The following is a 22,185-nucleotide window of genomic DNA, read 5'->3' on the forward strand; positions in this document are numbered from 1 at the left end:
CCCCTTGAAGATTGCGTGGAGCTTTGGTGCAATATCTTTTTTTATGGTCTCCATGCTAGCTTTACTGTATTGCAACACGACAGCCACTAGCTTTCAGAATCTAATATCACTCTGGCATAATCTTTTGGACTTGATTGTTCAGTGTATTTGGTATCCATAAGGCTTGTTTATCAAGCAAAAATTTTGCTGGTGCTTGTAAATCCTCATCGATATCAATCGCATAGACTTTGGCGTTAGTAGAGATTTTATATAGCTTCGTTGCGTTTTTATGTCCTTCTGTAGCCACTATGATGCCACCATGATTAGTGAGTGCGATGCCACATATCTTTTCAGCAAACTCATGGACTATACTTACTTCCTTTGTTTCAATATCTATGCGTAAAAGGCGTCCTTTTTTCTGATCTTTATCAAAAGTGCTTGCATAAAGAGCTTTTTTATCTAGTGCTATGTTTTGCAACGAACCTAGCGTATTATCAATCGCAACAAAGGTATAATAACTCTTCTTTTTGAGATCTACAAGTAGGACCAACTCCGTCTCACCATCAGCCACAAGCAATGAATTAGAATCTCTAATTGCAATATCATTTAGCATATTAGCACCGCTAATAGGGAGATTTAACACTTGTCTTTTTGTCGCAAGGTTAAACCCTTTTAGCATATTCATATCTACGACATAGAGAATATTATCAAGTATTGTCATGCTTTTTGGGACATTTAGGTTTGCTATAAACTGCAAGTCAATGATTTTCCCAGTCTTATTAAGCTTACTGATAAAGCCACTGCCGCTTTTCGTGAGATTGGGATTATCGCCTAGATTACTTACAAATACACTGAGGTTTGTCATAGCGATAGCTTGTGGTGTGCTAAACCCTTCAATACTTACAACGCGATTGCCTTGTGCTTGTAGCATTAAAAAACATAAACAGAAAAATGCAGATATTTTTTTCATAAAATAACCTTTGTGATAAATGGATTCTACATTATAGTCTAGAATATATGGATTCCATAGATTCTAGAAAGTTTTATCTCGTAATACTTGGATTTTCATAAAGCAAGGTTTCAGATAATATTTTTTCAAGATTCAATTCCTTACCAAAAAGCTTTTCATAGATAATAAAATTCGCTAATACTCTCATACCATAATACCTTGTCTCTTCTAGTGGGATAAGCTCCATGCTAAGCCATGGCTCATACTCTCTATTCTTTAAAAATAGCTCATTTTTCTTTAAAGTCCTGCGTAAAAAGCCCGGTCCGCCATTATACGCATAGGCAACAAAAAGCGGGTGTTTATACTCTCTCTGCAATTGCTTTATAAAATGTCTGCCCATCTCCAGTGAAGTCTTTGGGTCAAATAGATCATTATATTCTATATCAGTGCGTCCCATTTCCTTTGCAAATGGCTTCACATTAGCCGGCATAATTTGCATAATGCCTAGTGCAAATGATCGTGAAATAAGCGTTGGGATAAAGTAGCTTTCTTGCCTTGCGATTGAAAATACCAAGCTTTGTTCTTCTTTTGAGTTCCATTTAACTAAGCCTTCATAAGGTGTAATGTAGTAATTTGTCGCATGTTTGTCAATCTTTTGCATGAGATAGGCAAGTTGAGGCATAGTATCTTTATATGAAAAATATGGGATCACTTTTGCAAGTTTTATGGGGTCGCTTGTGTGTAGCATGGTGTTTGTGATATTCTGCCATACATAAGGATCTTTAATATCAAATGGTGGATTATCAAACGCAAGGGAAGGAAGTTTTGTAATAATAGTATATTTTGGTTCTTTATTTAGCTTTTGTGCGGCATAAATGCTAAAGATATTTACATGTTTGCTTTGTAGTAACTCTTCTAAATACTTTTTATCTTTACTCACAAGATACTGCCAAAATACTGCTCTATCAATGAAAAATGCGATATTGGATTTTTGCTTTGCTCTTTTAAAGTAGTTCATTGCCTTATCTTTTGAACCAAATCGCAATTCATTAATACCAAGCAGAAAAAGCGTATTATGCGGGGCTTGCATTATATCACTCTCTAAAAGCATTTTTTTGAGATTACTAACATTAGAATCTAGGGCAATAGAATTTAAAATATAATAGAATCCTTGTGTATTATAGGCACTTAATCTATTTAAATCTTTGTTTGGGTCTTTACTTTTTATCCTAGATTTTTCATCAGCACTCAACGCATGATATACCATGCTAAACACGATTGCATTGTCATTAAAAAGATTGTTTGTGCGATCTTGTGTAGCTAGAATCTTAATAGCCCTTGTAGTATCTGGGTTTGTTTTTGCAAGACGGCTAATAACTGCCTCTCTCTCTTTAGCCCCCAAAGTCTTAAAGGCTGCCATTCTATTACGCACAGAGATTACAAGACATGCGTTATCTTCTTTTAATGCGGCTTGTATCTGCATATTTTGACATGTAATATCTCGTGGCATTTTCTCTGTTTTACCAAGATTTTTTAGCGTTTTACGCAAGTATGGATTCTTTGCATTTAGTAGCTGATAGGCTTCATTAATCTGTGCTGCATTGAGTTTGTTTTCATTGAGATATTGCCAAATGTAGAAATCTCGCACAATGCCCTTTGGTTTGCCTTTAATGTAATAGTTAAAAAACTCTTGTCCTTTGAGATGATTGCCCTTGTGTGTTGGTGTGTTTGAATGAGATATTGCCTGTGTTTTATGTGTCGTATTTGCAGTTGCTACTTGTGCGACTTTAGTAGGTGTTTGCACGCTAGATTCTGTTGTATGATGTATCTTATTATGGTCTGTTTGATTTGATTGATATGGCTTATAAGTCTTTGTTTCCTGTTTGCCAAAGTCTATAATGCTATCTGCATAACTTACAGAAAATATAAAAAAAAGTAGAGAGAAATATCGCATAAAGCCCCTTTGTTTTTATAAAATAATTAATGAAAAGCAAGTAAGAATCTAACAAGCGTTAGGTTAATAAACTGCAATACAAGAATGATTATTAAAGGTGCAAGTTCTAAGCCATTAAATTCCGTTTTTACAAATCGCTTTACAAATGAATATGCGGGATATGTCAGTCTATTTAAAATATCCATGAGTTGGCTATATGGATCAGTGCGCGCAAGGTGTAATATCGCACTGATAAAAATCACCCAGCAGTATAGTGTAATAACCCATGAAAGTATATTTCCAATCGCATTTAATACTAAACCCATATTATTTCCTTACAATATCGCTTATAAATGGCTTTAAAACATGATAGAGTTTATCAAGCTCTATGCCGTGTTCCTGTCCGCTTAGAATCATTCTCAAAGGTTTAAAAAGAGATTTTCCTTTATATCCGCTTTGAGTTGCAATAAAGTCTTTAAACTCATTATAATCATAGCCCTGAATCTTGTCTAGATTCTCTCTTATTATCTTAAGAATGTTATCAAATTCATTATGAAACTCTACTAGATTCTCTCGCTTTTTATCTATTGCTAAAAATATAGAATCTATATGTTCTTTTAATGCTATTTGTGTGCCTACTTCATTGAGATAAAGGGCAATTAAATCATCAAAGCTTTGTGGAGAATTTAAGCGCATAGATTCTAAATTTGAAAAAAGCGGATAGAAGCTAGAAATCTCTCTTTCTCGCATAATATCTCGGCTAATTTGTGCCATTTTCTTATAATCAAATTGCGCGGGGTTACTCGCAACATTCTCAAGACAGAAATGCTCTATACAAGATTCTAAACTAAACAATTCGCCAAGTTTATTCTCTAACTTTGTATTCCCTAGTAAAATGAGATAGTTTGCAATAGCCCTTGCCTCTAGCCCTTGAGATAGAAGCCATTCTACACTTGAAGCTTTATCTCTTTTTGACATTTTTTTATGCTCTTCATTAAGAATGATAGGTAAATGTGCGTATTTTACATTTTCGCTAAAGCCCAATGCTCTTTTAATGAGTATTTGCTTTGGTGTATTGCTGATATGATCTTCCCCCCTTATAATGTAGCTCATCTCTTTATCATCAACACTGCACGCAAAGTTGTAGGTAGGAATGTCATTTCTCATAATCACAAAGCTATCAATTTCATTGGCATTAAAAGAAATCTCGCCCTTTATAGAATCTACAAAGCTAACCGCCTCATTTGCCCTTAGTCGTATAATAGGGCTTGTGCTTTTTGCCCCTTTTTCAAGATCTGCCCATTCATCTTTGTATCTAAATGCAATCTTTTGTGCCTTTGCCTCTTCTCTTTTCTCATCTAAAAATTCTTTAGAGCAATAGCAATAAAATGCTTTTTCTTCCTTTATTAATTGCAGGGCTAAATCTCTATGCAATGCAAAATTATCACTTTGATAAATCACAGATGAAAACTCTAATCCAAAAGTTTGTAAAAGGCTTAGAATCTCTTTATCTTTTCCCTTTATATTTCTTTCTAAATCTGTGTCTTCAATCCTAATAATAAAGGGTTGTTTTAGCTTTTTTGCCATGATATAGTTAAAAATAGCAGCGCGTAAATTACCAATATGCATATCGCCTGTTGGCGATGGGGCGAAACGAAGCATACTTTTCCTTTTTAATAGCTTTTAAATAAATGGGTAATTCTACCTTTATTTTATAAAGTTAAATAAATAAAATCTAATGCGTTTAAGAATAATACAATTTCTTTCACATAAGATTCCATATATTCTTTATCTTTTAGTGCTGCAATGGCTGCTACTTGTGAGAGATGAGTAATATTTTTTGCGTTACGAAGTAAATTTAATGTAGCAATGTTTTGTGCAGAACTTAAGCAATAGCCTATACGAAATGATGCTAAGCCAAATGCCTTTGAAAAAGTCCTTGTGATGATAAGATTCTGCATTGTTGGTAATAAATATGCCACACTTTTACCACAAAACTCATAATACGCCTCATCTATGACAAACAGCATATCGCCATATTTTGTGATAAGTGATTCTAGTTTCAATATATCGTGCAATGTGCCAGTTGGATTGTTGGGATTACATATATACGATTTTTGGTTGCTGGTGAAAAAATAAATCAGTATTACCAGCTTTATCACTCTTTTGTATTGACTACAATATCGTAGTTTTTATTAAAATAACTTAGCCAGTCTGTTACACTCATGCTTTTAAAGACTTTCAATGGTTGAAAATTTGGTGGATTTTTAAGTGTGAGTTGAATGTCTAGTTCTTTTGATTTGTTCTGCATAATATCACTTACGCCTTGTATGAGAGTTTGACTATTTGTGCCTATATATGATGCAAGGAAAGGCGTACCGATGAGTTTCATAAGGCTTAGATTTGCTTCAAATTGTGTTTCTAAGGTCTTTTTTTGCTCTGAAGTAAGCTTATCATTGGCTGCTAGAAAATCCTTAAATGATTGTTTTGGCTGAATGTTAAATTTTAATGAAAGTAGTTCGTGTGGGATATTTTGAGCTTGCAGTTCCTCTTTATTAGAATCCCCATTCATAGCCATTGCTATGTCATATAGAATCCCAATTATATGTGTGCGTTCGGCATTTGGTGTGAAAACATTTACAGATTCTATATTGGTGCTAAACATTTGTGATATGAGATTACATTGTGTGTTTGCTGTGATTGTATGCGATGTGCCTTCATCAGTCTTGTAGAGATAGTCTTGCTCACATTCTAGCCTATTTGGCAGTAACGAGTCGGCACTATGATTAAAAAATGCAATGAGCGGCTCTCTTGTAGAATCTCCAAAAAATTTATTCATAGTTGGGTATTCTATATCTGTTTTTACCCTAAATGAAAGATGATTTTTACTCTTTATATCCTCGCTACTCAATGTAAAATTGTGAAGTCGTATGCTCTCATGTATATCATGGTGTGAGGTTGTAAAGTCGTCCATATAAATGGTTATCTTTTCAGATTTGCACTTATAATCCATAAGTCCGCTACATTTAAATGGTGTATAATCAAAGCTTTGAATACCATATTGGCTACTTTGGGCTTCTTTTACCTGAATGCGCGCAAACTCCATACCTTGATTAAGACGGCTTTCTACTTCTTGCAACATTTTCCTTGATGCAAAATAAAGCACTATGAGCAATATCGCAATGATGACCGCGCCAAAAAGCACAATCTTTCGTGCAAGTCTATTCATAATAAATTCCTTTGACAACAGATATTGTAGCTATGTATGCCATTTGAAAAATTAATCGAGCATTCTAGCATAACTTTTATAATCTGTGAAATACGCACACTTTTAATTTTTTAGTTGAGGCTGTCAATGTAAAAAGTGTTACTTTTGCGATCGTTTATAAAAATCATTTGTTGCTTTCACAAAGCCATCGATACTACCGCAATCATAGCGGATTCCCTTGAATTTATAGCCGATAACTCTGCCTAACTTTGCTTGCTCTAAGAGTGCATCTGTAATTTGCAATTCACCATTAATGCCGGGCTTTGTCATACGCAAGATGTTGAAAATATCAGGCGTTAAGATATACCTGCCAATGATGGCTAGATTGCTTGGGGCTTTTTCAACGCTAGGCTTTTCAATCATGGATTTTACCTTATAGATTCCATCTTCTAGCATATCGGCTTCGATAATGCCATATTTATGGACTTCATTAGAATCTACTTCTTCGATAGCTACGACAGAACAGCGATATTTTTCATAGATTCTCATCATTTGAGTAAGCACCCCCTCACTCTCGCTATAACATAAATCATCAGCTAAAATCACTGCAAATGGATTCTTACCCACAAGTGTTTCGCCTGTAAGTATCGCATGCCCCAAACCTCGCATTTCCTTTTGCCGTGTGTAACTAAAAGTAGCAGTTTCCATAATATTTCGTATCTCACTTAGCAAAGTCTCTTTTGAAGTGTCTTTTATTTGATGCTCTAACTCATAGCTAATATCAAAATGGTCTTCAATACTTCTTTTACCACGCCCTGTAACAATCGCCATTGTCCTGCAGCCTGCATCAAGGGCTTCCTCCACGCCATACTGAATGAGTGGTTTAGTAAGAATAGGTAGCATTTCCTTTGGCATTGCCTTTGTCGCAGGTAAGAATCTCGTGCCATAACCTGCTGCTGGGAATAAACAAGTCTCTATCATTTCTATCCTTTCTTTATTGTGTCGTTTTATTTACAAACGATAATTATACAAAAAATAATGTGAATTACATTTTTGACTTCACAAGATTCTATGCCCTCTTTGCTATAAAACACTTAAAATCAAGGCTCAAGTAGCCATTTTGCTACATTATCCTTGCTACCATGTTTTAAGTATTTGCGTAGTGTAGATGTGCCTTCAAAATATTTTTGATAGTTGAAGTTTTCATAAGCTTTAAGCATATTTTTAGCATTGCAATCATTTTGTAAAAGTTCTTCATGTAAGTAGTCATCACCAAGCCCAGCTTTTTCAATATCTTTGCCATTTTCTTTCAACATAGCTTGGTAGATAATATTTGCTAGTCCAACAAAATTTAGCTTTACAAACATTCTTGCGATAAAGTAGTCAATCCATTTTGCACGATAGACAAGCACAAATGGAATCTGCATAAGACTTGCCTCAAGCGTCGCAGTCCCCGCACACACAAAGGCAAAAGACGCATTACTTAAGCCCTCTTGCGTATTATATACAATATGGAACATATCTATATCACCATATATTTCCATCATTTTTGTATCGCGGAATTTCTCTGGGATAATAAGCCTTAATATTACGTTTTCATACTTTTCTAAAAGTTTTTTAGCTAAGATTCTATAATCATTCATAAGCTTTTTTATCTCGCTTTTGCGACTACCGGGCATAAATACAAAGATATTAGAATCTTTATTATAAAACTGCTTAGATTCCGTATAAATATCAAGCAGAGGGTGTCCTACATATCGAGCCTTTTTTTCATAATAGTGCAGTTCAAAGGGCCAGATACATGCAAGTTTATCAAATAGCCTCTCAATCTCTTTTGCACGCCACTCTTTCCACGCCCACACTTGCGGCAATATATAATACATAATAGGAATATTTGGGTTTTTCTCTCGTATCTTTTTCGCAAGTCTTAGATGAAATGATGAGCTATCCATTAAGAGAATCTTATCGCATGTAAGGGCTGCTTCACTAAGGATTTGCATTGCTTTTTTAAAGAATAGAATCTTTTTTGCTACATCGCTAAAACCCATAATGGCAAATTCACTAGGGCTTAAAACTTGCCGTCCTATCTCACTTTCACATACACCAATGAGTGTGCAAGATTCTGGCAAAACTTTCGCGAGATTTCTTAAGTGTAGATTAGAGCTTGGCTCAAGCGCACTGACAAAGATTTTAAGTTCTTTTGTGCTAGATTTAGCAGTTAAGTCTTTACTTGTTGTAATATCTTGCATTTTTATCCTTATTGTATTTCATTATGATTTAAGATTCTATATTGTTTTATTAAATCGTCTTTATTTGAGAATATTATTTATTCTGCAATGGCAGTCGTTATGAATTTAAGATAATCTCAAAGATAGCATTCAAGCTCAACCTGCACAATGCGTAATATTTGTAACGCTAAGTGTTTAGCTTATGGGATGAATTTGTAAAGGGGAAAATATGGCGGATGCAAATAAGACAAAAGATTCTCATTTTAAGCACAACGATTTTATGAATCAGTATGATGAATATAATAGCGAAGTAACACATCGTTTTGATATAGCCACGAAACAGTGGCTAACAAATAGGGATTTCTAAAGCGCATATCACTAAATGACTAGATTCTGCCTTAAATGAAGCAGGTGGGATAAGCAATCTAAGAATGGCGATAGAGTGCTACACTGATGTAGTAAAAAGACTAACAGGACAAAAAGATAATACAATGGATTTACAAGCACTTTTTAATAAAAAGGGCAACGAGCAGTTTTTAGATATAGCATTAGAGCTGGTGGCTAGAAAAGATGAAGTGCTATACGCACATTTTAGTGCGATTGCAAGGGAGATTGAAAGCAGGTATAAAGAATACAGGGTAGATGTTTGGGACAATGAAAAGGGTATCTCTGTGCGACATAGTAAGTTTGATGAAATAAAGAAGTTTTGTTTTTATATAGCAGCAGAGATTGAAAAAACAAGTGTGTATTTTGAAGGTTATTTGGAGAATTACAACACAGAGCAAACAAAAAAAAACTTACCCCAAAACTTAAAGAAATTTTAGGTGTAAGAGATGATGATAAAGTTTTTCTTGCTGACACACTCGAAGATGATTATTTGGCATTAAAAGAATTTCATAAATTTGAGTTGAAAGACTTCACACAAGAAAGATTTATAAACTTTTTTGAAAGTGTGAGAGAAAAAACTGATAACTTTAATCAAAAGATTAAAGATGATTTAGCAAAAAAGGACAAGATTCAAAACTTGCTAAGTTTTTACTTGGTAGTGATTAGAAACCTATTCAACTTTTTATCATTACGACAAAATCTATAAAGATTTTTTCTTAATGTATAAAAGACACAAATATCACAAAATAGATTCTTAAAAAATAATGCTAAGTGTTTAAGTTTATGAGTTTAAAGCTTTTTAGCTAGACAATGGCTTTTTAAAACCCTTGTTAGATACACATTTGTGTTTATAGTGATTAAAGCTATATCCTAAGTTTTACTATAAAACACAGCTATGTTATTGGATTTAGGTAAAAACAGATAAAACTATAATGAATATTTATCCCTGAAATCAAGATAAAAAGCAATAACGCCAAATGCAGCTGATAGTAGCACAGCGATAACTATAAAGCAGCGGTTCTTAACCATACATCCATCTTCAAACTTATCTAAAATCATAAACAAATAACACGCAAAAGATTCTACCGCAATGCTTGATACGCAATGTCTTTTCTGTAATGCTTGCCTTTAAAATCTATCTTTTCTACAAGTCTATAAGCATTATCTCTAGCTTCTTGTAAGCTTTTGCCTTTACCAATGGCAACTATGCTTCTTCCGCTATTTGCATACAATATAGAATCTTTTAAGCTAGTATTTGCAAATACGAGATGTCCATATTCTGTATTTATGTCTTTTGGATTTATATCATTAAAAGTTATTTTTGCTGGATAATCGCTTGATTTAAGATCTTGTGCGTAATCGCTACTAGTCATTACCACACATACAACACAAATATCATTAAAGAGAATCGACTCTAAACTCTCGCCCTTAGCATAGCTATACATAAGCTCTAGGGCTGAAGTCTTTAAAAGCGGCATTAAGACTTCGCATTCTGGATCACCAAAACGCACATTATATTCAAGTAAGTATGGCTCATTTTTTACTACCATAATCCCTGCAAATATTACGCCTTTATAGGGTGTGCCATTCTCTTTTAGTGCGTTAAAGGTTGGGGTTAGAATCCTATCTTTAATCTTTTCTTCTAAAACTTTATTATAGAGTTTTTGAGGCAGGTTTGTATAAGCACCCATACCACCTGTATTTGGTCCTTTATCATTATCAAATAATCTTTTATGGTCTTGACATGCTGGTAATACTACATAATCATTTCCATTACTTAAAGCAAATACAGATAACTCATAACCATCTAAAAACTCTTCAATAACGACTTCTTTCCCTGCATCACCAAAGAGTTTGCCCTCTAGCATAAGTAATAACTGCTTCTTTGCCTCTTCTTTAGAATCTAGTATCAACACACCTTTACCACCACAAAGTCCGCTTGCTTTAAGCACGATAGGTAAGGGCAGGGCGTCTATAAAGCTATATCCTATCTCTATATTTTTTAATGTGATTTCCTTATATCTTGCGGTAGGAATGTTTAGCTTATGAATAAAGCTTTTCATATAAGCCTTTGAGCCTTCAAGCCTTGCGTTTGCATAACTTGGACCAAAGACTAAAATATTATGAGATTCTAAAAAATCACTCACACCTTGCATAAGTGGGGCTTCTGGTCCTATGATAACAAAGTCTATATTATGTGTTTTTATATGTGTTAATAATTCATCATGGTTTTTATAGCTAAAATGTCCTGCATTGAAAAATAGCGTTGCGGCTGGATTCTCTGGAGTGAAAAAGATTTTATTTACTTTTTTATCTTGCTGCAAGGCAAGGGCTATGCTGTATTCTCGCCCACCATTGCCGATAATTAAAACATTGATTGATTGTAGTGTATTATATGAGTTTTGCAAAATATGCCTTTGTGTTAGAATCTTATACCCAAAGATCCGCTACTCTCGTGTATTGTGTAAGCCCAACTAAAGCTACAACAAATAGGGTCTTGCGAGTTAATTAGGCGGCAGATCTTAAAGCTTATCAAGCCCTTCACTATAAAAATAGAACAGAAATACCGACACACATAGCTCTAAAGCGTAACCCAAAAATATATTTTAAATAGACTACCAATTATAAAAGAGAAACACGAAACCTCTAGGCAGCAAAATTATAGCAAGTTTTCGCTAAAATTCATTTATTAATTTCGTGTTAGGAAAACAAATGGAATTGCTGTATCATTTTTGTATTTTACATGATTATATGCGGCTTGATAACGCATTGCAAGAGATTCTAAAGATTTCACGCTCACAAGCTAGTCAATGGATAGAATCTAATCTTGTAAAAATGAATGAAAAAAATACAAAAAAATCACAGATTCTAAAAAAAGGCGCTTGTATTGAAATCTATACAATAAAAAATACTTCAAAAGCAATAAACACAGATGAGTTAATACAAGGGCTAGATATAGAAGTGATATATGAAAATAGCGATTATCTTATCCTGAATAAGCCAAGAAATCTAGTCGTCCATCATGCCCCAAGTGTGAAAGAGGCTACACTCACTGATTATTTAAGTATGAAAAATTATGAATTATCAACGATTAATGGAGAGATGAGGTTTGGTATCGTGCATAGGCTTGATAAGGATACAAGCGGGGCGATTTTAGTAGCAAAGAATAATGCTAGTCATTTGCGTTTTGCTGAAATGCTGCAAAATCGCACAATGGGTAGAATCTATATCTGCGTGATTAATAAAGCCTTGCAACATAACACTTTTGTGGAATGCTATATGGGGAGAAATCCTAATAATCGCTTGAAAATGGCAAAGCTTGATAAAGAAAAATATCCATTCGCAAGAGATTCTAAAAGTGAGTTTAGAAAGATTATGGAGAGTAAAAATGGGGTATTTGAGCTTATTGGTGTGCGGCTTTTTAGCGGTAGGACACATCAAATACGGGTGCATTTAAGCACACTGCAACGCTATATCTATGGTGATATGCTATATAGCCCAGAGAATCTAAAAAGCACATATAAGACAAAAATGCTACTACACGCACAGCTACTTTATTTTGATGGAAATGTTTTTAGTGCAAAAATACCCAAAGATTTGCTAAAATTCCTAAATGAAAATTTTATTAACTATGAAAGTAAGCTAGAAGCATTTTTATCTCAATGGCAAGATGAATTAAGAAAAATTGCAAGAAACTAGATTCTAAATACCGAAATATTACAAGGAGCATAGTATATGATTTATGTATATAGACAATGCCTTATTATGTTATTTTTATTATTGCATGTAGTGGTATTTTCTGCATGTTCAAGTTCAAAAATCTTTAGTTTTATGGGTATAAAAGATGAGATAGACCCTAATTTACCTGTGGTTAAAACCTTTCGTGCATTGCCTGATGTAACCTCTGTTGGCTTTGAGTGGAAAACACCAGAAGATACGACAAATATTGATGGCTATGTGATTTATCGCGAGAATAAAAAGAAGGAATTTGAGACAATCGCTGTTATAAAAAATGCCTTTTCAACGCATTATTATGATGATAAGCTAGAACCACAAACTGAATATACCTATGCGATTGCTGCGGTAGGAAAAGATTCTAAAGTATCAAAGAAAAGCACACCACTAAAAGTAAAAACTTCTTTTATAGATCCTGTGAGCTTTGTATATGCCTCGCAAGATTACGCACAAAAGATTAAGATTTTTTGGAGTCCTAGTCCAAATCCTATTGTAAAGAACTATATTATTGAAAAGCAAGAGAAAAAGGGGAAGTTCATTGCCATCGGTTCTACAACAAATCGCATGTTAGTAGAATTTTTTGATAGAAATATAGAAAATGGAGCAGAGCATACCTACAGAGTTATAGCCCAAAGCCATGATGGCACAAAATCTGTGCCAAGTCAGCTAGTAGTCGGTAAAACAAGGGCATTGCCGCCTGTTGTAGCAGGCATTAAGACCACGCAAAATAGATTGCGTGAAATTTGGTTAGAATGGGATAAAAGTGATTCCAAAGATGTGATTGGCTACAATGTGTATGTATCAAATACTCTAAATGATAATTATAGAAAAATCGCTTTTGTAACAAGGGAATCTTATACTGACAAGATAGATTCACACGGGGCTATAAGATATTATAAAGTCAGTGCGATTGATAAATATAAACTGGAATCAAACTTGCAAGAAAATGGCGTTGGCGGACAGACACTTCCACCACCACTTGCACCAAATCTAACAAAAGGTGCGATAGAAAATACAAGTGCAATAATCGCATGGGAAGGGGCGAATGATAATCGTTCTGTAAAATATGTTATATATCGTAGCGGTAGTGATGGCTCAAAAGATAAATTTAATCAAGAACAAAATACAAGCTTTACAGATAGAAGTATAAAAGAGGGTGTAAGCTATACCTATCATGTTGTAGGTGTGGATAAATATGGTATAGAATCTACTCGAAGCAGACAAGTTACCCTGCAGCTTGCACCACAACCAGCAGCACCAAATATACCAGTTTTACAACCAGCACAACCTGTATCGCCAGAGCCACAAAATGCAAATACAGCTAAGCAAGATTCAACAAAAAAGTAGGGCTAAAATATGCCGCATTTTATTAGCAAAGACATGTTTATATATGATAACGATATAGCACACGATGATTTTATTATAAAAGAAATGCTTGTGAATAAGAGATTTAATAATCTTTTTTTAATCCCTATAATCCATGAAGAAGAGATGTTTTTTATACGATGTGTGAAAAGGGCAAATGATTTTTTATATAAGGTTGATAAAATCACGCGTCCTAGCAATCTTTTATTCATTAAAAAAGTATTGCAATTTATCGCATCTCATCTTAATGTAATTACACATAATTTAAATCAAACGCAAAATAAGCACACAAGAGGTATGCAGCTAGGCTATTTAGTGAATCTTGAAAGACTTTCTACATTAACGCCAGATTATATTGAAATAGGTTTTGGTAGTGGGCGACATATCCTTGATTTAGCTAAGAAAAATCCACAGAAACTAATTTTGGGCTTTGAGATTCATACACCTTCAGTAAGGCAGGTTATAAATGCGATAGAATTGTATCATTTAGAGAATCTTTTTATCTGTGATTTTGATGCAAGGCTTGGCATTCAAGCCTTAAGTAAAAAAAGCGTAGAGACCATATTCCTGCATTTTCCAGTCCCTTGGAATAAGGCAAAGCATAGAAGAGTATTTCATAGGGAATTTTTAGAAAATAGCTTTAGAATCTTAAAAGATACAGGGCATATCAATCTGCGTAGTGATGACTATGAATATGTGTTAGATAGTATGAAAGAAGCGATGAGTGCGGATTTTACGCATTTTGAGATTCTAAAAAATAGAGATATAGATATTGTAAGTAAATATGAGGCAAGATGGAGTAATATGAAAAAGGATATTTATGAAATGCGTATTTTTCAGCATGATTTTAGACAGCAAAATCACGATAGCCTTGAGGGTGTGTTCTCTTTACCGAGTTTAGAAAGAAAAGTAGATTCTATAAATACTAGAAACCAAGAAATACAGAATCTAGATTCTAAAAACATGCATCCTAAACCCTGCCCAGATTTGGTAGAAAATCTAGAATCTACAACAAATTGTCATGTTGAGCGTAGCGAAACATCTAGTATAGAATCTACAAGGGATTGTACGCAAGATTCTAAAATGGAATCTAAAAAAGATTTTTCGCCTTTTTCAAAGGCTCAAAATGACAAGTTTCCAGATTCTAACACAACACAACACAACAAAATTCTAGAATCCCTATGCAATAAAAAATGGATACAAGTTTCTATATTCATTAGTATCGGCGATATATACTCCACACAATCTAGTGCGAGTGAAAATATAAGCATTGCTAATCTTACTTTTGGTAGTTTTTATATGCCTTTTAATACTTATTTAATCCTAGATTCTAATCATAAATTACATTATCTAAAAAAGCCCTTATCTATCCGCTCTCATTTACAAGCACACAAATTTTTATGTAAAATATTGCAAGAGACTATGGAATCTGCTTCTATCACGCTAGATTCTAAGCAAGATTCCAATAAACTAGAATCTACTAAAAAAGATTCTATAAAAACAGCAAACTAGCATAAAGGTTATAAATGGATACGATTATAAAAGCAAAGCAACTTTGTCTAGGCTACAAACGCACAGGGCTTGTGATAAAAAATGCAAGTTTCAATATATATCCCAAAGATTTTGTGTTTATTTCAGGTGCGAGTGGTAGCGGTAAAAGCACACTTTTGCGTTCCATTTATGGCAATATCAGCGTGCAAGAAGGTGAGCTTAGTGTTTTGCATTCTAATATGAAAAAGATTAGTAGTCATAAACTCATGCTTTTGCGGCGTAAAATGGGGATTGTGTTCCAAGATTATAAGCTTATACAAGATTGGAATGTAGAAAAAAATATCGCATTGCCTATGATTATTAATAAATTTCCAAAAACAGAGATAAAAACCCAAGCAGAAAAATTACTCTCTCACATTAGCCTTTTACATAAAGCAAATAAATATCCGCAGGAATTAAGCGGTGGAGAGCAACAAAGAGTAGCTCTAGCAAGGGCAATAGCACATAGACCAAGACTTATTCTCTGTGATGAGCCTACAGGCAATCTTGATGATTATTCTAGCGATATGATTTGGGGACTTTTGAAGTCATCAAACGAGCAATTAAACATTACAATAGTCGTTGTAACGCATAGAATCCCAAAGCATTTGAATCTAAAATATAGAAAAATAGAAATCAAAGAAGGTTTAATCCATGAATACGCTTAAACAACACCTATCATTACTTGTCCCACTTATTACCATGCTTTTTAGCTTACAATGTCTGCTTATTTTAGAGCGTATTGTAGCAAATCAAGAAAGATTTATTACACAAAAATATGCTATTGGAATCACGGCTAAAAAGCCCATTAGCTTTGATTCTGTGCGTAAAAAAATAGTTGAAGCAAAGGCATTAACAGAGATTAATCCAAAAGATTCTATTGCAAAACTTACAAAAGATATTAACGATACAAATCTTACAAATCTAACAAGGCAATTACCCTATTTTTATAGCTTAAGCTTAGAGTATTTTCCAAGCACAGAGAGATTAAGCACGATTGAAGCAGTGTTGAAAAAAAATCCCAATGTATTATCTGTTGATACTTTTTCAAAAAGGCATTTAGAAAACTATACTTTATTAAGTTTTATTAAGTTTAGCGTTATTACTTTTGCGGTGATTCTAGCAGTTGTTAGCTTTATGCTTATGTTAAAGCAAATTGAGATATGGCGTTATGTCAATAAGGATAAAATGGAGATTATGGATATTATGGGGGCAAATATTTGGATACGCAATAGAAGCTTATTTAAACTTGCCCTAATAGATTCATTTTTAGCGAGTTTTTTTATTGTTATCCTTGTATTTTATGTAGCAAATTTGCAAATCACACTTGAAACATTACAAGCATTAAATATAGGATTAAATATATTTCGCATTCCACCAGATTTTATAAAGCTCTTTTTGGCTGCTTTCATATCATCTAGTTGCTGCGTTATATTTGTGATATTATCAAAGGCGCGTGCATGAGAGAATGCCTTGAGCGATTTATCCTTATTAGTGCATTTTTATGCTATGGTGCTATGGCAGTAGATTTAAATGAGATTAATCAAAATATACAAAAAAATGAAGCACAAAAAAGCAAGATCGATAAACAAAGGGCAAATCTCAATCTAAAATTAAGCACATTGGGACAAAACATTAACAATAATATGCAGCAGATTAAAAAGCTTGATGCAGAGATTCAGAATCTTGCAAAAAATATTGAAAGCAATAAAGACCAGAATAAAAGCCAAGAAGCAAGACTGCAAACCCTTGAAGATAATCTAGCAACACTAAATGTTTCTCTAAATCAATCACAAACAAAGCTTTCAAATCTCATACTCCAACACATGACCATTGCCTATGTGCTTGATGATGAAGAGAGCTTAAACCTTGAAGATATGGTAACAAGAGAAGCATTCAAGATTCTAAAAAAGCAAACAACAAGCGAGATTAAAGAGATTGAAAAGCAGCAAAGAAGCATAGTAAAGCAGATTAATGATATTAATAGCAGCATTAAGGAAGTAACGCAAATTATTACTACACAGGAGACAAGACACCAAGATTTGCAAACAATGATAGCTAAACAAAAGATTCTAGTAGATAACATGCGTAATGAAATGCAGGTTTATAACCAGCGATTAAAAGCTATTGATATGCAAAAAAAAGAGCTTGATAAACTTTTGGGGCAGTTAAATATCTTAAAGAAAAATACACAAGAAGAAATCCGTAAAAAACAAGAGGCAGAAAGAAAAGCAAAGCTAGAGCGAGAAAGACTAGCAAAATTAGAAAGGGAGAGAAAAAGAAAAATAGAAGAAGAGAAAAAGAGAGCAGCCCTAGCGAAAGCCGAAGCAGAGAAAAAGGCGAAAGCCGAAGCAGAGAAAATCGCAAAAACAGATAGCAAAAAAGCACAACAATTCTTAGGTGAGCAAAATAAGGCGATACAAAGAAAGTATGATGCAGCAGTGAGTTCAGCTGAAGCGTCAAATACTATTAATAGCTTTGAAGAGCTAAAACGAGTAGATAGCGTATATCAGCGTCCAGAAACTGCAAGATATACAGGCAAAAGGGCTGGATCGCCTCTTGATTCCTATGTGATAGAACAGGCATTTGGCGATTATATTGATCCCGCTTATAAGATTAAAATCTTTAATAATGGCGTGGTGCTAAAACCTAAGAAAAATGACGCACAAGTCTATAATATTATGGATGGTAAAGTAATTTATGCAGAAGAGATGCCCGGACTAAAAAAGGTTGTGGTTGTAGAGCATGCAAACTCAATGCATACAATCTATTCTATGCTTGATAAGATTGCCCCCACTTTAAAGAAAGGCTTTGTTGTAAAAAGGGGATATGTCATTGGGCGCATTCATGATAGATTGAATCTTGAAATCGTGCAAAATGGAAAGCATATCAACCCAGTAGAAGTTATGGCAAAGAATTAAAAGCGAGTATAAATTGAGAAAGAAAGAACGCATTGCAAACATTAAAGCCCTATTTTTAGAGCATTATAAAGACGCACAAACCGAATTGCAATATACAAATTTATATGAGTTATTAATAGCAGTTATGCTATCAGCCCAATGCACTGATAAACGCGTAAATATGGTAACACCAGCATTATTTAAGGCATATCCAAGCACAAAAGAATTAAGCAAGGCAGACTTAGGAAGTGTCATAGAACTTATAAAATCTGTCTCTTTTTTTAATGCAAAAGCAAAGAATCTAATCGCAATGGCAAAGAAAGTAGAGATAGAATTTAATGGCGAGATTCCCACAAATCAAAAAGATTTAATGTCGCTTAGCGGTGTTGGACAAAAAAGTGCAAATGTTGTATTAGGTGAGTTTTTGGGTATGAATTACATGGCAGTTGATACACATGTATTTCGCGTTAGTCATCGACTCGGTTTAAGTAAAAGTAAAAGTGCGATTGATACAGAAAAGGATTTGACAAAAGCTTTTAAAGAGAATCTTAATATTTTACACCAAGCCTTTGTGCTATTTGGTAGATATCAATGCAAGGCATTAAAGCCTATGTGTGATGATTGCTTTGTAGCAATGTATTGTGTAAGTAAGGCAAATTTTAAACCGCAATGAAATTTCAGAATCTTTAAAGAATAGAATCTCTATAAACTAGGGCAGGGTAGGGCGAGATTCTCAAAGTCTTATTTTATAAGAATTTTTTGCATAGATAATATACATATTTACCACACATTAACCTATATTTAACTCAAAATATAACACTAATTAAAAATTGAAAAATAACAGACTAAACTTATAAAATATTGTATTTTTTCTGTTATAATGGCAAAACTTTTTCAGTCAAAAAACATAGATCATTATTGTTTCAATTTTTATTATTTTCAAAAGGAATTGTATATGCTAGAATGGATGCAAAAGCACAAGAAATATTTAGTTATTACCGTATGGGTAAGTGCTTTGGCATTGGTCTTTGCAAGCATGGTAGAGTGGGGTGGTGGTGGCTTCTCCGCAGTATCAAGCGATAGCGTTGCAAAGGTTGGCGACATATATATTAGCCGTCAAGAATATCAAAGAAAATATAATGAAATTTATGATAATGTTGCTGAATACATGCGTCAAGTAGGGCTACCAGATGATGGTAAGCCTATGCCAGAAATAAAACAAGAAGCCTTTAGAATCTTGGTGCAAGAAAAATTGCTAGAAATGCTTGCAAAAGACATTGGTGTAAGCATAACTTCAAATGAGATTCTAGAAGCCTTGCTTAATACGCCTGAATTTCAAGATGCAACACATACTTTTAATAAAGAGCAATACGAAAAGCTATTGCAAGCAAATCGCTGGAATACCGCTGATTATGAAGCGTTTGTAGCAAAGGCTTTGTTGCAAGAAAAAATGCAGAATTTTCCGTTAGCACCAGTTTCTACACTTGAGACAAATGCCTTTATGAGTGCAGGTAAGATTAAAGATGTTGCGGAGTTAAGATTGCTGCATAAAGATTCTGTGCTAAAAAATGCTGTGTTACAAACAACAGATTCAGAAGTTCGATCCTATTGGGAGAGAAACAAAGAGAGATATTATAAACCAGTAAGCTATAAGATAGCATATATGGCACTTGATATGGGAGAAATTAACACAAATAGGGCAATGCTTGAGAAGTTCTATAAAGACAATGAGAGAAAATATAAGAATCTAACATTTGAGCAAGCCTTAGAGGAAGTGGAAGCGGACTATCGCAAAGCGATTTTGGGTTTTGCTAGTTCTTATATGGCTACTATAAGCAAAAATATTGCTGAAAATAATAAAGATTTACAGATTAAAACAAGCAATGTTGTTACTACAATGGAATCTCAAAGCATTGCTTTATTGCAAAAGCATTTTGATGGCGATTTAGATATTAAAGATATAGCACTGCAAGACATTCCATTATATAGTTTGCAGCTTAATGACGATGGGAGCAATCACTCTGCCTTAATCACTGCAGTAAGCGGTGGTGAGGGCTTACTTGCACCTTTAGAGTATAGCAAGGATCATTGGATTATCCCTTATATTACCGAAAAGATTCCAAAACAAGCACTTAGTTTTGAGTTTGCAAAAGAGTTAGCTAGTAGGGATTTAATGCTAGAAAAACAAAATGATGAGTTTAAGAAAATGGCATATACCAAGCTTTCACAAATAGGCGAAGAGAGTTCTAGGAAATATCGTGTCGCTACTTTATCATTATGGCAGGAACAAAATATGCAATCTCATAAGCAGTTACTCTCGCTTGGTCTAAATGACATGGATATACGACAGGCATTAGATTATATCATGCGACATAATAAAAAAGAGGGCGTTGTGTTTCTTGGTAGCGACAAGGCACTTTTATTTAGAGTTGTTAAGCAAGAAATGCCTAATTATGCAGATCTAGTAAATATTACAAATGCAGAAGATGAAGCCCTGCAAGAAGCAAAGGTGAGAGATCTTAGAAATGCTATGTTTGAATATGCTATGAAACATTATAAGGTTATTGACTATAGGAGGCAGAATTGAATAAGATTATTCTAGGTGTTGATGTTGGTTCAACAAAAATCTGCTCTATTATTGCTGATGTTAGGGGTTCTGATGTGCAAATCATTGGGACTGGGACATGTAAGACACAAGGTGTTAAGAAAGGTGCAATTGTAAATATAGAGCAGGCTGGCAGTGCCATTAGAAAGAGTATCCACGAAGCAAAGCTAATGGCTGGAGTGGATGTCTCAAAAGCCATAGTATCCTTGTCTGGTGCGCATACAAAAAGCATAAATGTAAGCGGCAGTGCTAATGTGATGGATAGAGAAGTTAATATCGACACTATCAATGCCGCATTGAGTTTTGCTGTGCATAATGCTGGGATTCCAAAGGATTATTCAATCGTGCATGTACTTCCCCATCATTTTAGATTAAATGATAAAGAGCATGTAGAAGATCCTATAGGTATGACAGGTAGTCGCTTAGAGGTTGATACTCATATTGTTACTGTGCAGACTGCAAGTTTAGAGAATCTCAAAAAGGCTATTCGACTGGCTGGAGTTGAGATTGAAAACATTGTCCTTGCATCTTATGCGGCTTCAATTGCGGTATTACATGAAGATGAGAAAGATTTGGGTGTAGCATGTATTGACATGGGAGCGCAAACTTGTGAGCTTATGGTCTATGATGGTAACTCTATGTGCTATAACGATTTTCTTGGCGTAGGTTCTAATCATATCTCAAGCGATATGGCGAGATTTCTTAATACGCCTTTAAAAGTTGCTGAAGAAATTAAGATTAAATTTGGGAATCTTTTGCCGAGTGCAGAAGAGCAGGGCAGGGTGCTTGAAATCCCGCGTATAGGCAATAATGAAGAAACTATCGATGTTCCTTTGCGTGATATATATTGTGTTATGGGTGATAGGGTAAAGGAAACCTTGCGGATATTATCAGATTCTATTGGCACGAGTGGATTAAAAAAACAGATAACAGGCGTGGTGCTTACAGGTGGAATGGCAAATTTAAAGGGTATGCGAGAGTTTGCTTCTGCTGCGTTTAGCCCACTTTCTGTGCGTTTGGCGCGTCCTACTGAGATAGATGGCTTGTTTGATAACTTAAAAGATTCTAGTAGTTCTGTTGTAGTGGGGCTTATTCTTTATGGTGCAGGAAACTTCACCAACTATGAAAAAGATTCACAAAATAATATTAGGAGTAGGCATAATGCGTTAAATATGGTAGAATCCGATTACGAAACACAAACACAGACAATGCAAACAGACTCTAATTTTCAGATAGATTTGCGGGATTTAGATCAGCCCAATGCTGATGGACTTGAAAATCAAGCTGGGAATACAAGTAGTTCGCAGGACGAAAAGCCCTCATTCTTACAACGAATCAAGGCTTGGAGTAAAGATTTATTTTAAAC

The 22,185-nt window shown here is 34.3% G+C and carries 21 protein-coding genes; 12 read left to right on the forward strand and 9 right to left on the reverse strand.

Features of this window, described 5'->3' with window-relative positions:
* Positions 1 to 106 precede the first annotated feature (106 nt).
* The 8 genes from T368_RS0102930 to lpxB all read right to left on the reverse strand — a co-directional run bounded on the left by T368_RS0102930 (position 107) and on the right by lpxB (position 8,318).
* Complete coding sequence (locus T368_RS0102930; RefSeq protein ID WP_004086988.1) at positions 107 to 949, reverse strand: SMP-30/gluconolactonase/LRE family protein; 843 nt, start codon at positions 947 to 949, stop codon at positions 107 to 109.
* Positions 950 to 1,022: 73 nt separating this feature from the next.
* Positions 1,023 to 2,882: a lytic transglycosylase domain-containing protein gene (locus T368_RS0102935; RefSeq protein ID WP_004086985.1), complete on the reverse strand. Its 1,860-nt coding sequence runs from the start codon at positions 2,880 to 2,882 to the stop codon at positions 1,023 to 1,025.
* A gap of 26 nt (positions 2,883 to 2,908) precedes the next feature.
* The gene (locus tag T368_RS0102940; RefSeq protein ID WP_004086984.1) at positions 2,909 to 3,187 is read right to left on the reverse strand and encodes a YggT family protein; all 279 of its coding nucleotides are present in this window, start codon (positions 3,185 to 3,187) and stop codon (positions 2,909 to 2,911) included.
* A 1-nt stretch (position 3,188) separates the two neighbouring features.
* Entirely contained in the window at positions 3,189 to 4,523 is a 1,335-nt protein-coding gene (gltX, locus tag T368_RS0102945; RefSeq protein WP_004086982.1) for a glutamate--tRNA ligase, read from the reverse strand.
* A gap of 50 nt (positions 4,524 to 4,573) precedes the next feature.
* Entirely contained in the window at positions 4,574 to 5,023 is a 450-nt protein-coding gene (locus T368_RS13080) for an aminotransferase class I/II-fold pyridoxal phosphate-dependent enzyme (RefSeq protein ID WP_004086981.1), read from the reverse strand.
* Positions 5,020 to 6,090, reverse strand: a complete 1,071-nt coding sequence (locus tag T368_RS0102955) for a hypothetical protein (RefSeq protein ID WP_004086980.1) — start codon at positions 6,088 to 6,090, stop codon at positions 5,020 to 5,022. The genes T368_RS13080 and T368_RS0102955 overlap by 4 nt, the downstream gene beginning before the upstream one ends.
* Positions 6,091 to 6,228: 138 nt before the next feature.
* On the reverse strand, positions 6,229 to 7,050 hold the full coding sequence (gene galU, locus T368_RS0102960) for a UTP--glucose-1-phosphate uridylyltransferase GalU (RefSeq protein WP_004086979.1): 822 nt from the start codon (positions 7,048 to 7,050) through the stop codon (positions 6,229 to 6,231).
* Between the two features lie 119 nt (positions 7,051 to 7,169).
* Positions 7,170 to 8,318, reverse strand: coding sequence for a lipid-A-disaccharide synthase (gene lpxB / locus T368_RS0102965; RefSeq protein ID WP_004086978.1), 1,149 nt, complete (start codon positions 8,316 to 8,318; stop codon positions 7,170 to 7,172).
* Between the two features lie 208 nt (positions 8,319 to 8,526).
* Here lpxB and T368_RS16095 point away from each other — a divergent pair, with 208 nt between their 5' ends.
* From T368_RS16095 to T368_RS0102980, 3 genes are all read left to right on the forward strand, one after another.
* The gene (locus T368_RS16095; protein WP_004086977.1) at positions 8,527 to 8,664 is read left to right on the forward strand and encodes a hypothetical protein; all 138 of its coding nucleotides are present in this window, start codon (positions 8,527 to 8,529) and stop codon (positions 8,662 to 8,664) included.
* A 64-nt stretch (positions 8,665 to 8,728) separates the two neighbouring features.
* The gene (locus T368_RS0102975; RefSeq protein ID WP_004086976.1) at positions 8,729 to 9,121 is read left to right on the forward strand and encodes a hypothetical protein; all 393 of its coding nucleotides are present in this window, start codon (positions 8,729 to 8,731) and stop codon (positions 9,119 to 9,121) included.
* Between the two features lie 53 nt (positions 9,122 to 9,174).
* Positions 9,175 to 9,390, forward strand: a complete 216-nt coding sequence (locus tag T368_RS0102980) for a hypothetical protein (protein ID WP_027338285.1) — start codon at positions 9,175 to 9,177, stop codon at positions 9,388 to 9,390.
* A gap of 376 nt (positions 9,391 to 9,766) precedes the next feature.
* On the opposite strand, the gene purD is transcribed toward T368_RS0102980, so the two are convergent.
* Positions 9,767 to 11,092, reverse strand: a complete 1,326-nt coding sequence (gene purD, locus T368_RS0102985) for a phosphoribosylamine--glycine ligase (RefSeq protein ID WP_004086975.1) — start codon at positions 11,090 to 11,092, stop codon at positions 9,767 to 9,769.
* Positions 11,093 to 11,396: 304 nt separating this feature from the next.
* On the opposite strand from purD, the gene T368_RS13085 reads away from it, so the two are divergent.
* From T368_RS13085 to ftsA, 9 genes are all read left to right on the forward strand, one after another.
* Positions 11,397 to 12,383, forward strand: a complete 987-nt coding sequence (locus T368_RS13085; protein WP_004086974.1) for an RluA family pseudouridine synthase — start codon at positions 11,397 to 11,399, stop codon at positions 12,381 to 12,383.
* Positions 12,384 to 12,419: 36 nt separating this feature from the next.
* On the forward strand, positions 12,420 to 13,766 hold the full coding sequence (locus tag T368_RS0102995; RefSeq protein ID WP_004086973.1) for a fibronectin type III domain-containing protein: 1,347 nt from the start codon (positions 12,420 to 12,422) through the stop codon (positions 13,764 to 13,766).
* A 9-nt stretch (positions 13,767 to 13,775) separates the two neighbouring features.
* The gene (gene trmB / locus T368_RS0103000; protein ID WP_004086971.1) at positions 13,776 to 15,296 is read left to right on the forward strand and encodes a tRNA (guanosine(46)-N7)-methyltransferase TrmB; all 1,521 of its coding nucleotides are present in this window, start codon (positions 13,776 to 13,778) and stop codon (positions 15,294 to 15,296) included.
* A gap of 14 nt (positions 15,297 to 15,310) precedes the next feature.
* Entirely contained in the window at positions 15,311 to 15,982 is a 672-nt protein-coding gene (locus tag T368_RS0103005) for a cell division ATP-binding protein FtsE (RefSeq protein ID WP_004086969.1), read from the forward strand.
* The gene (locus T368_RS0103010) at positions 15,969 to 16,778 is read left to right on the forward strand and encodes an FtsX-like permease family protein (RefSeq protein ID WP_004086968.1); all 810 of its coding nucleotides are present in this window, start codon (positions 15,969 to 15,971) and stop codon (positions 16,776 to 16,778) included. Before T368_RS0103005 ends, T368_RS0103010 begins: the two co-directional genes overlap by 14 nt.
* Positions 16,775 to 18,235 (forward strand): murein hydrolase activator EnvC family protein, encoded by a 1,461-nt coding sequence (locus T368_RS0103015; protein ID WP_004086959.1) that lies wholly within the window; start codon positions 16,775 to 16,777, stop codon positions 18,233 to 18,235. Before T368_RS0103010 ends, T368_RS0103015 begins: the two co-directional genes overlap by 4 nt.
* A 13-nt stretch (positions 18,236 to 18,248) precedes the next feature.
* Positions 18,249 to 18,887 carry an endonuclease III gene (gene nth, locus T368_RS0103020; RefSeq protein ID WP_004086958.1) on the forward strand — a complete coding sequence of 213 codons (639 nt, stop codon included), beginning with the start codon at positions 18,249 to 18,251 and terminating at the stop codon, positions 18,885 to 18,887.
* 282 nt (positions 18,888 to 19,169) lie between these two features.
* Positions 19,170 to 20,801, forward strand: a complete 1,632-nt coding sequence (locus T368_RS0103025; protein WP_004086957.1) for a SurA N-terminal domain-containing protein — start codon at positions 19,170 to 19,172, stop codon at positions 20,799 to 20,801.
* Positions 20,798 to 22,183, forward strand: coding sequence for a cell division protein FtsA (gene ftsA, locus T368_RS0103030; protein ID WP_004086956.1), 1,386 nt, complete (start codon positions 20,798 to 20,800; stop codon positions 22,181 to 22,183). The genes T368_RS0103025 and ftsA overlap by 4 nt, the downstream gene beginning before the upstream one ends.
* Positions 22,184 to 22,185: the final 2 nt, after the last annotated feature.

The organism is Helicobacter bilis ATCC 51630 (assembly GCF_000686565.1).
Taxonomy (GTDB): domain Bacteria; phylum Campylobacterota; class Campylobacteria; order Campylobacterales; family Helicobacteraceae; genus Helicobacter_A; species Helicobacter_A bilis.

What these genes read in the sequence shown, in the direction of transcription:
- T368_RS0102930 (WP_004086988.1), bottom strand. Translation starts at nt 949, where the DNA reads ATGAAAAAAATATCTGCATTTTTCTGTTTATGTTTTTTAATGCTACAA.
- T368_RS0102935 (WP_004086985.1), bottom strand. Translation starts at nt 2,882, where the DNA reads ATGCGATATTTCTCTCTACTTTTTTTTATATTTTCTGTAAGTTATGCA.
- T368_RS0102940 (WP_004086984.1), bottom strand. Translation starts at nt 3,187, where the DNA reads ATGGGTTTAGTATTAAATGCGATTGGAAATATACTTTCATGGGTTATT.
- gltX (WP_004086982.1), bottom strand. Translation starts at nt 4,523, where the DNA reads ATGCTTCGTTTCGCCCCATCGCCAACAGGCGATATGCATATTGGTAAT.
- T368_RS0102955 (WP_004086980.1), bottom strand. Translation starts at nt 6,090, where the DNA reads ATGAATAGACTTGCACGAAAGATTGTGCTTTTTGGCGCGGTCATCATT.
- galU (WP_004086979.1), bottom strand. Translation starts at nt 7,050, where the DNA reads ATGATAGAGACTTGTTTATTCCCAGCAGCAGGTTATGGCACGAGATTC.
- lpxB (WP_004086978.1), bottom strand. Translation starts at nt 8,318, where the DNA reads ATGCAAGATATTACAACAAGTAAAGACTTAACTGCTAAATCTAGCACA.
- T368_RS16095 (WP_004086977.1), top strand. Translation starts at nt 8,527, where the DNA reads ATGGCGGATGCAAATAAGACAAAAGATTCTCATTTTAAGCACAACGAT.
- T368_RS0102975 (WP_004086976.1), top strand. Translation starts at nt 8,729, where the DNA reads ATGGCGATAGAGTGCTACACTGATGTAGTAAAAAGACTAACAGGACAA.
- T368_RS13085 (WP_004086974.1), top strand. Translation starts at nt 11,397, where the DNA reads ATGGAATTGCTGTATCATTTTTGTATTTTACATGATTATATGCGGCTT.
- T368_RS0102995 (WP_004086973.1), top strand. Translation starts at nt 12,420, where the DNA reads ATGATTTATGTATATAGACAATGCCTTATTATGTTATTTTTATTATTG.
- trmB (WP_004086971.1), top strand. Translation starts at nt 13,776, where the DNA reads ATGCCGCATTTTATTAGCAAAGACATGTTTATATATGATAACGATATA.
- T368_RS0103005 (WP_004086969.1), top strand. Translation starts at nt 15,311, where the DNA reads ATGGATACGATTATAAAAGCAAAGCAACTTTGTCTAGGCTACAAACGC.
- T368_RS0103010 (WP_004086968.1), top strand. Translation starts at nt 15,969, where the DNA reads ATGAATACGCTTAAACAACACCTATCATTACTTGTCCCACTTATTACC.
- T368_RS0103015 (WP_004086959.1), top strand. Translation starts at nt 16,775, where the DNA reads ATGAGAGAATGCCTTGAGCGATTTATCCTTATTAGTGCATTTTTATGC.
- T368_RS0103025 (WP_004086957.1), top strand. Translation starts at nt 19,170, where the DNA reads ATGCTAGAATGGATGCAAAAGCACAAGAAATATTTAGTTATTACCGTA.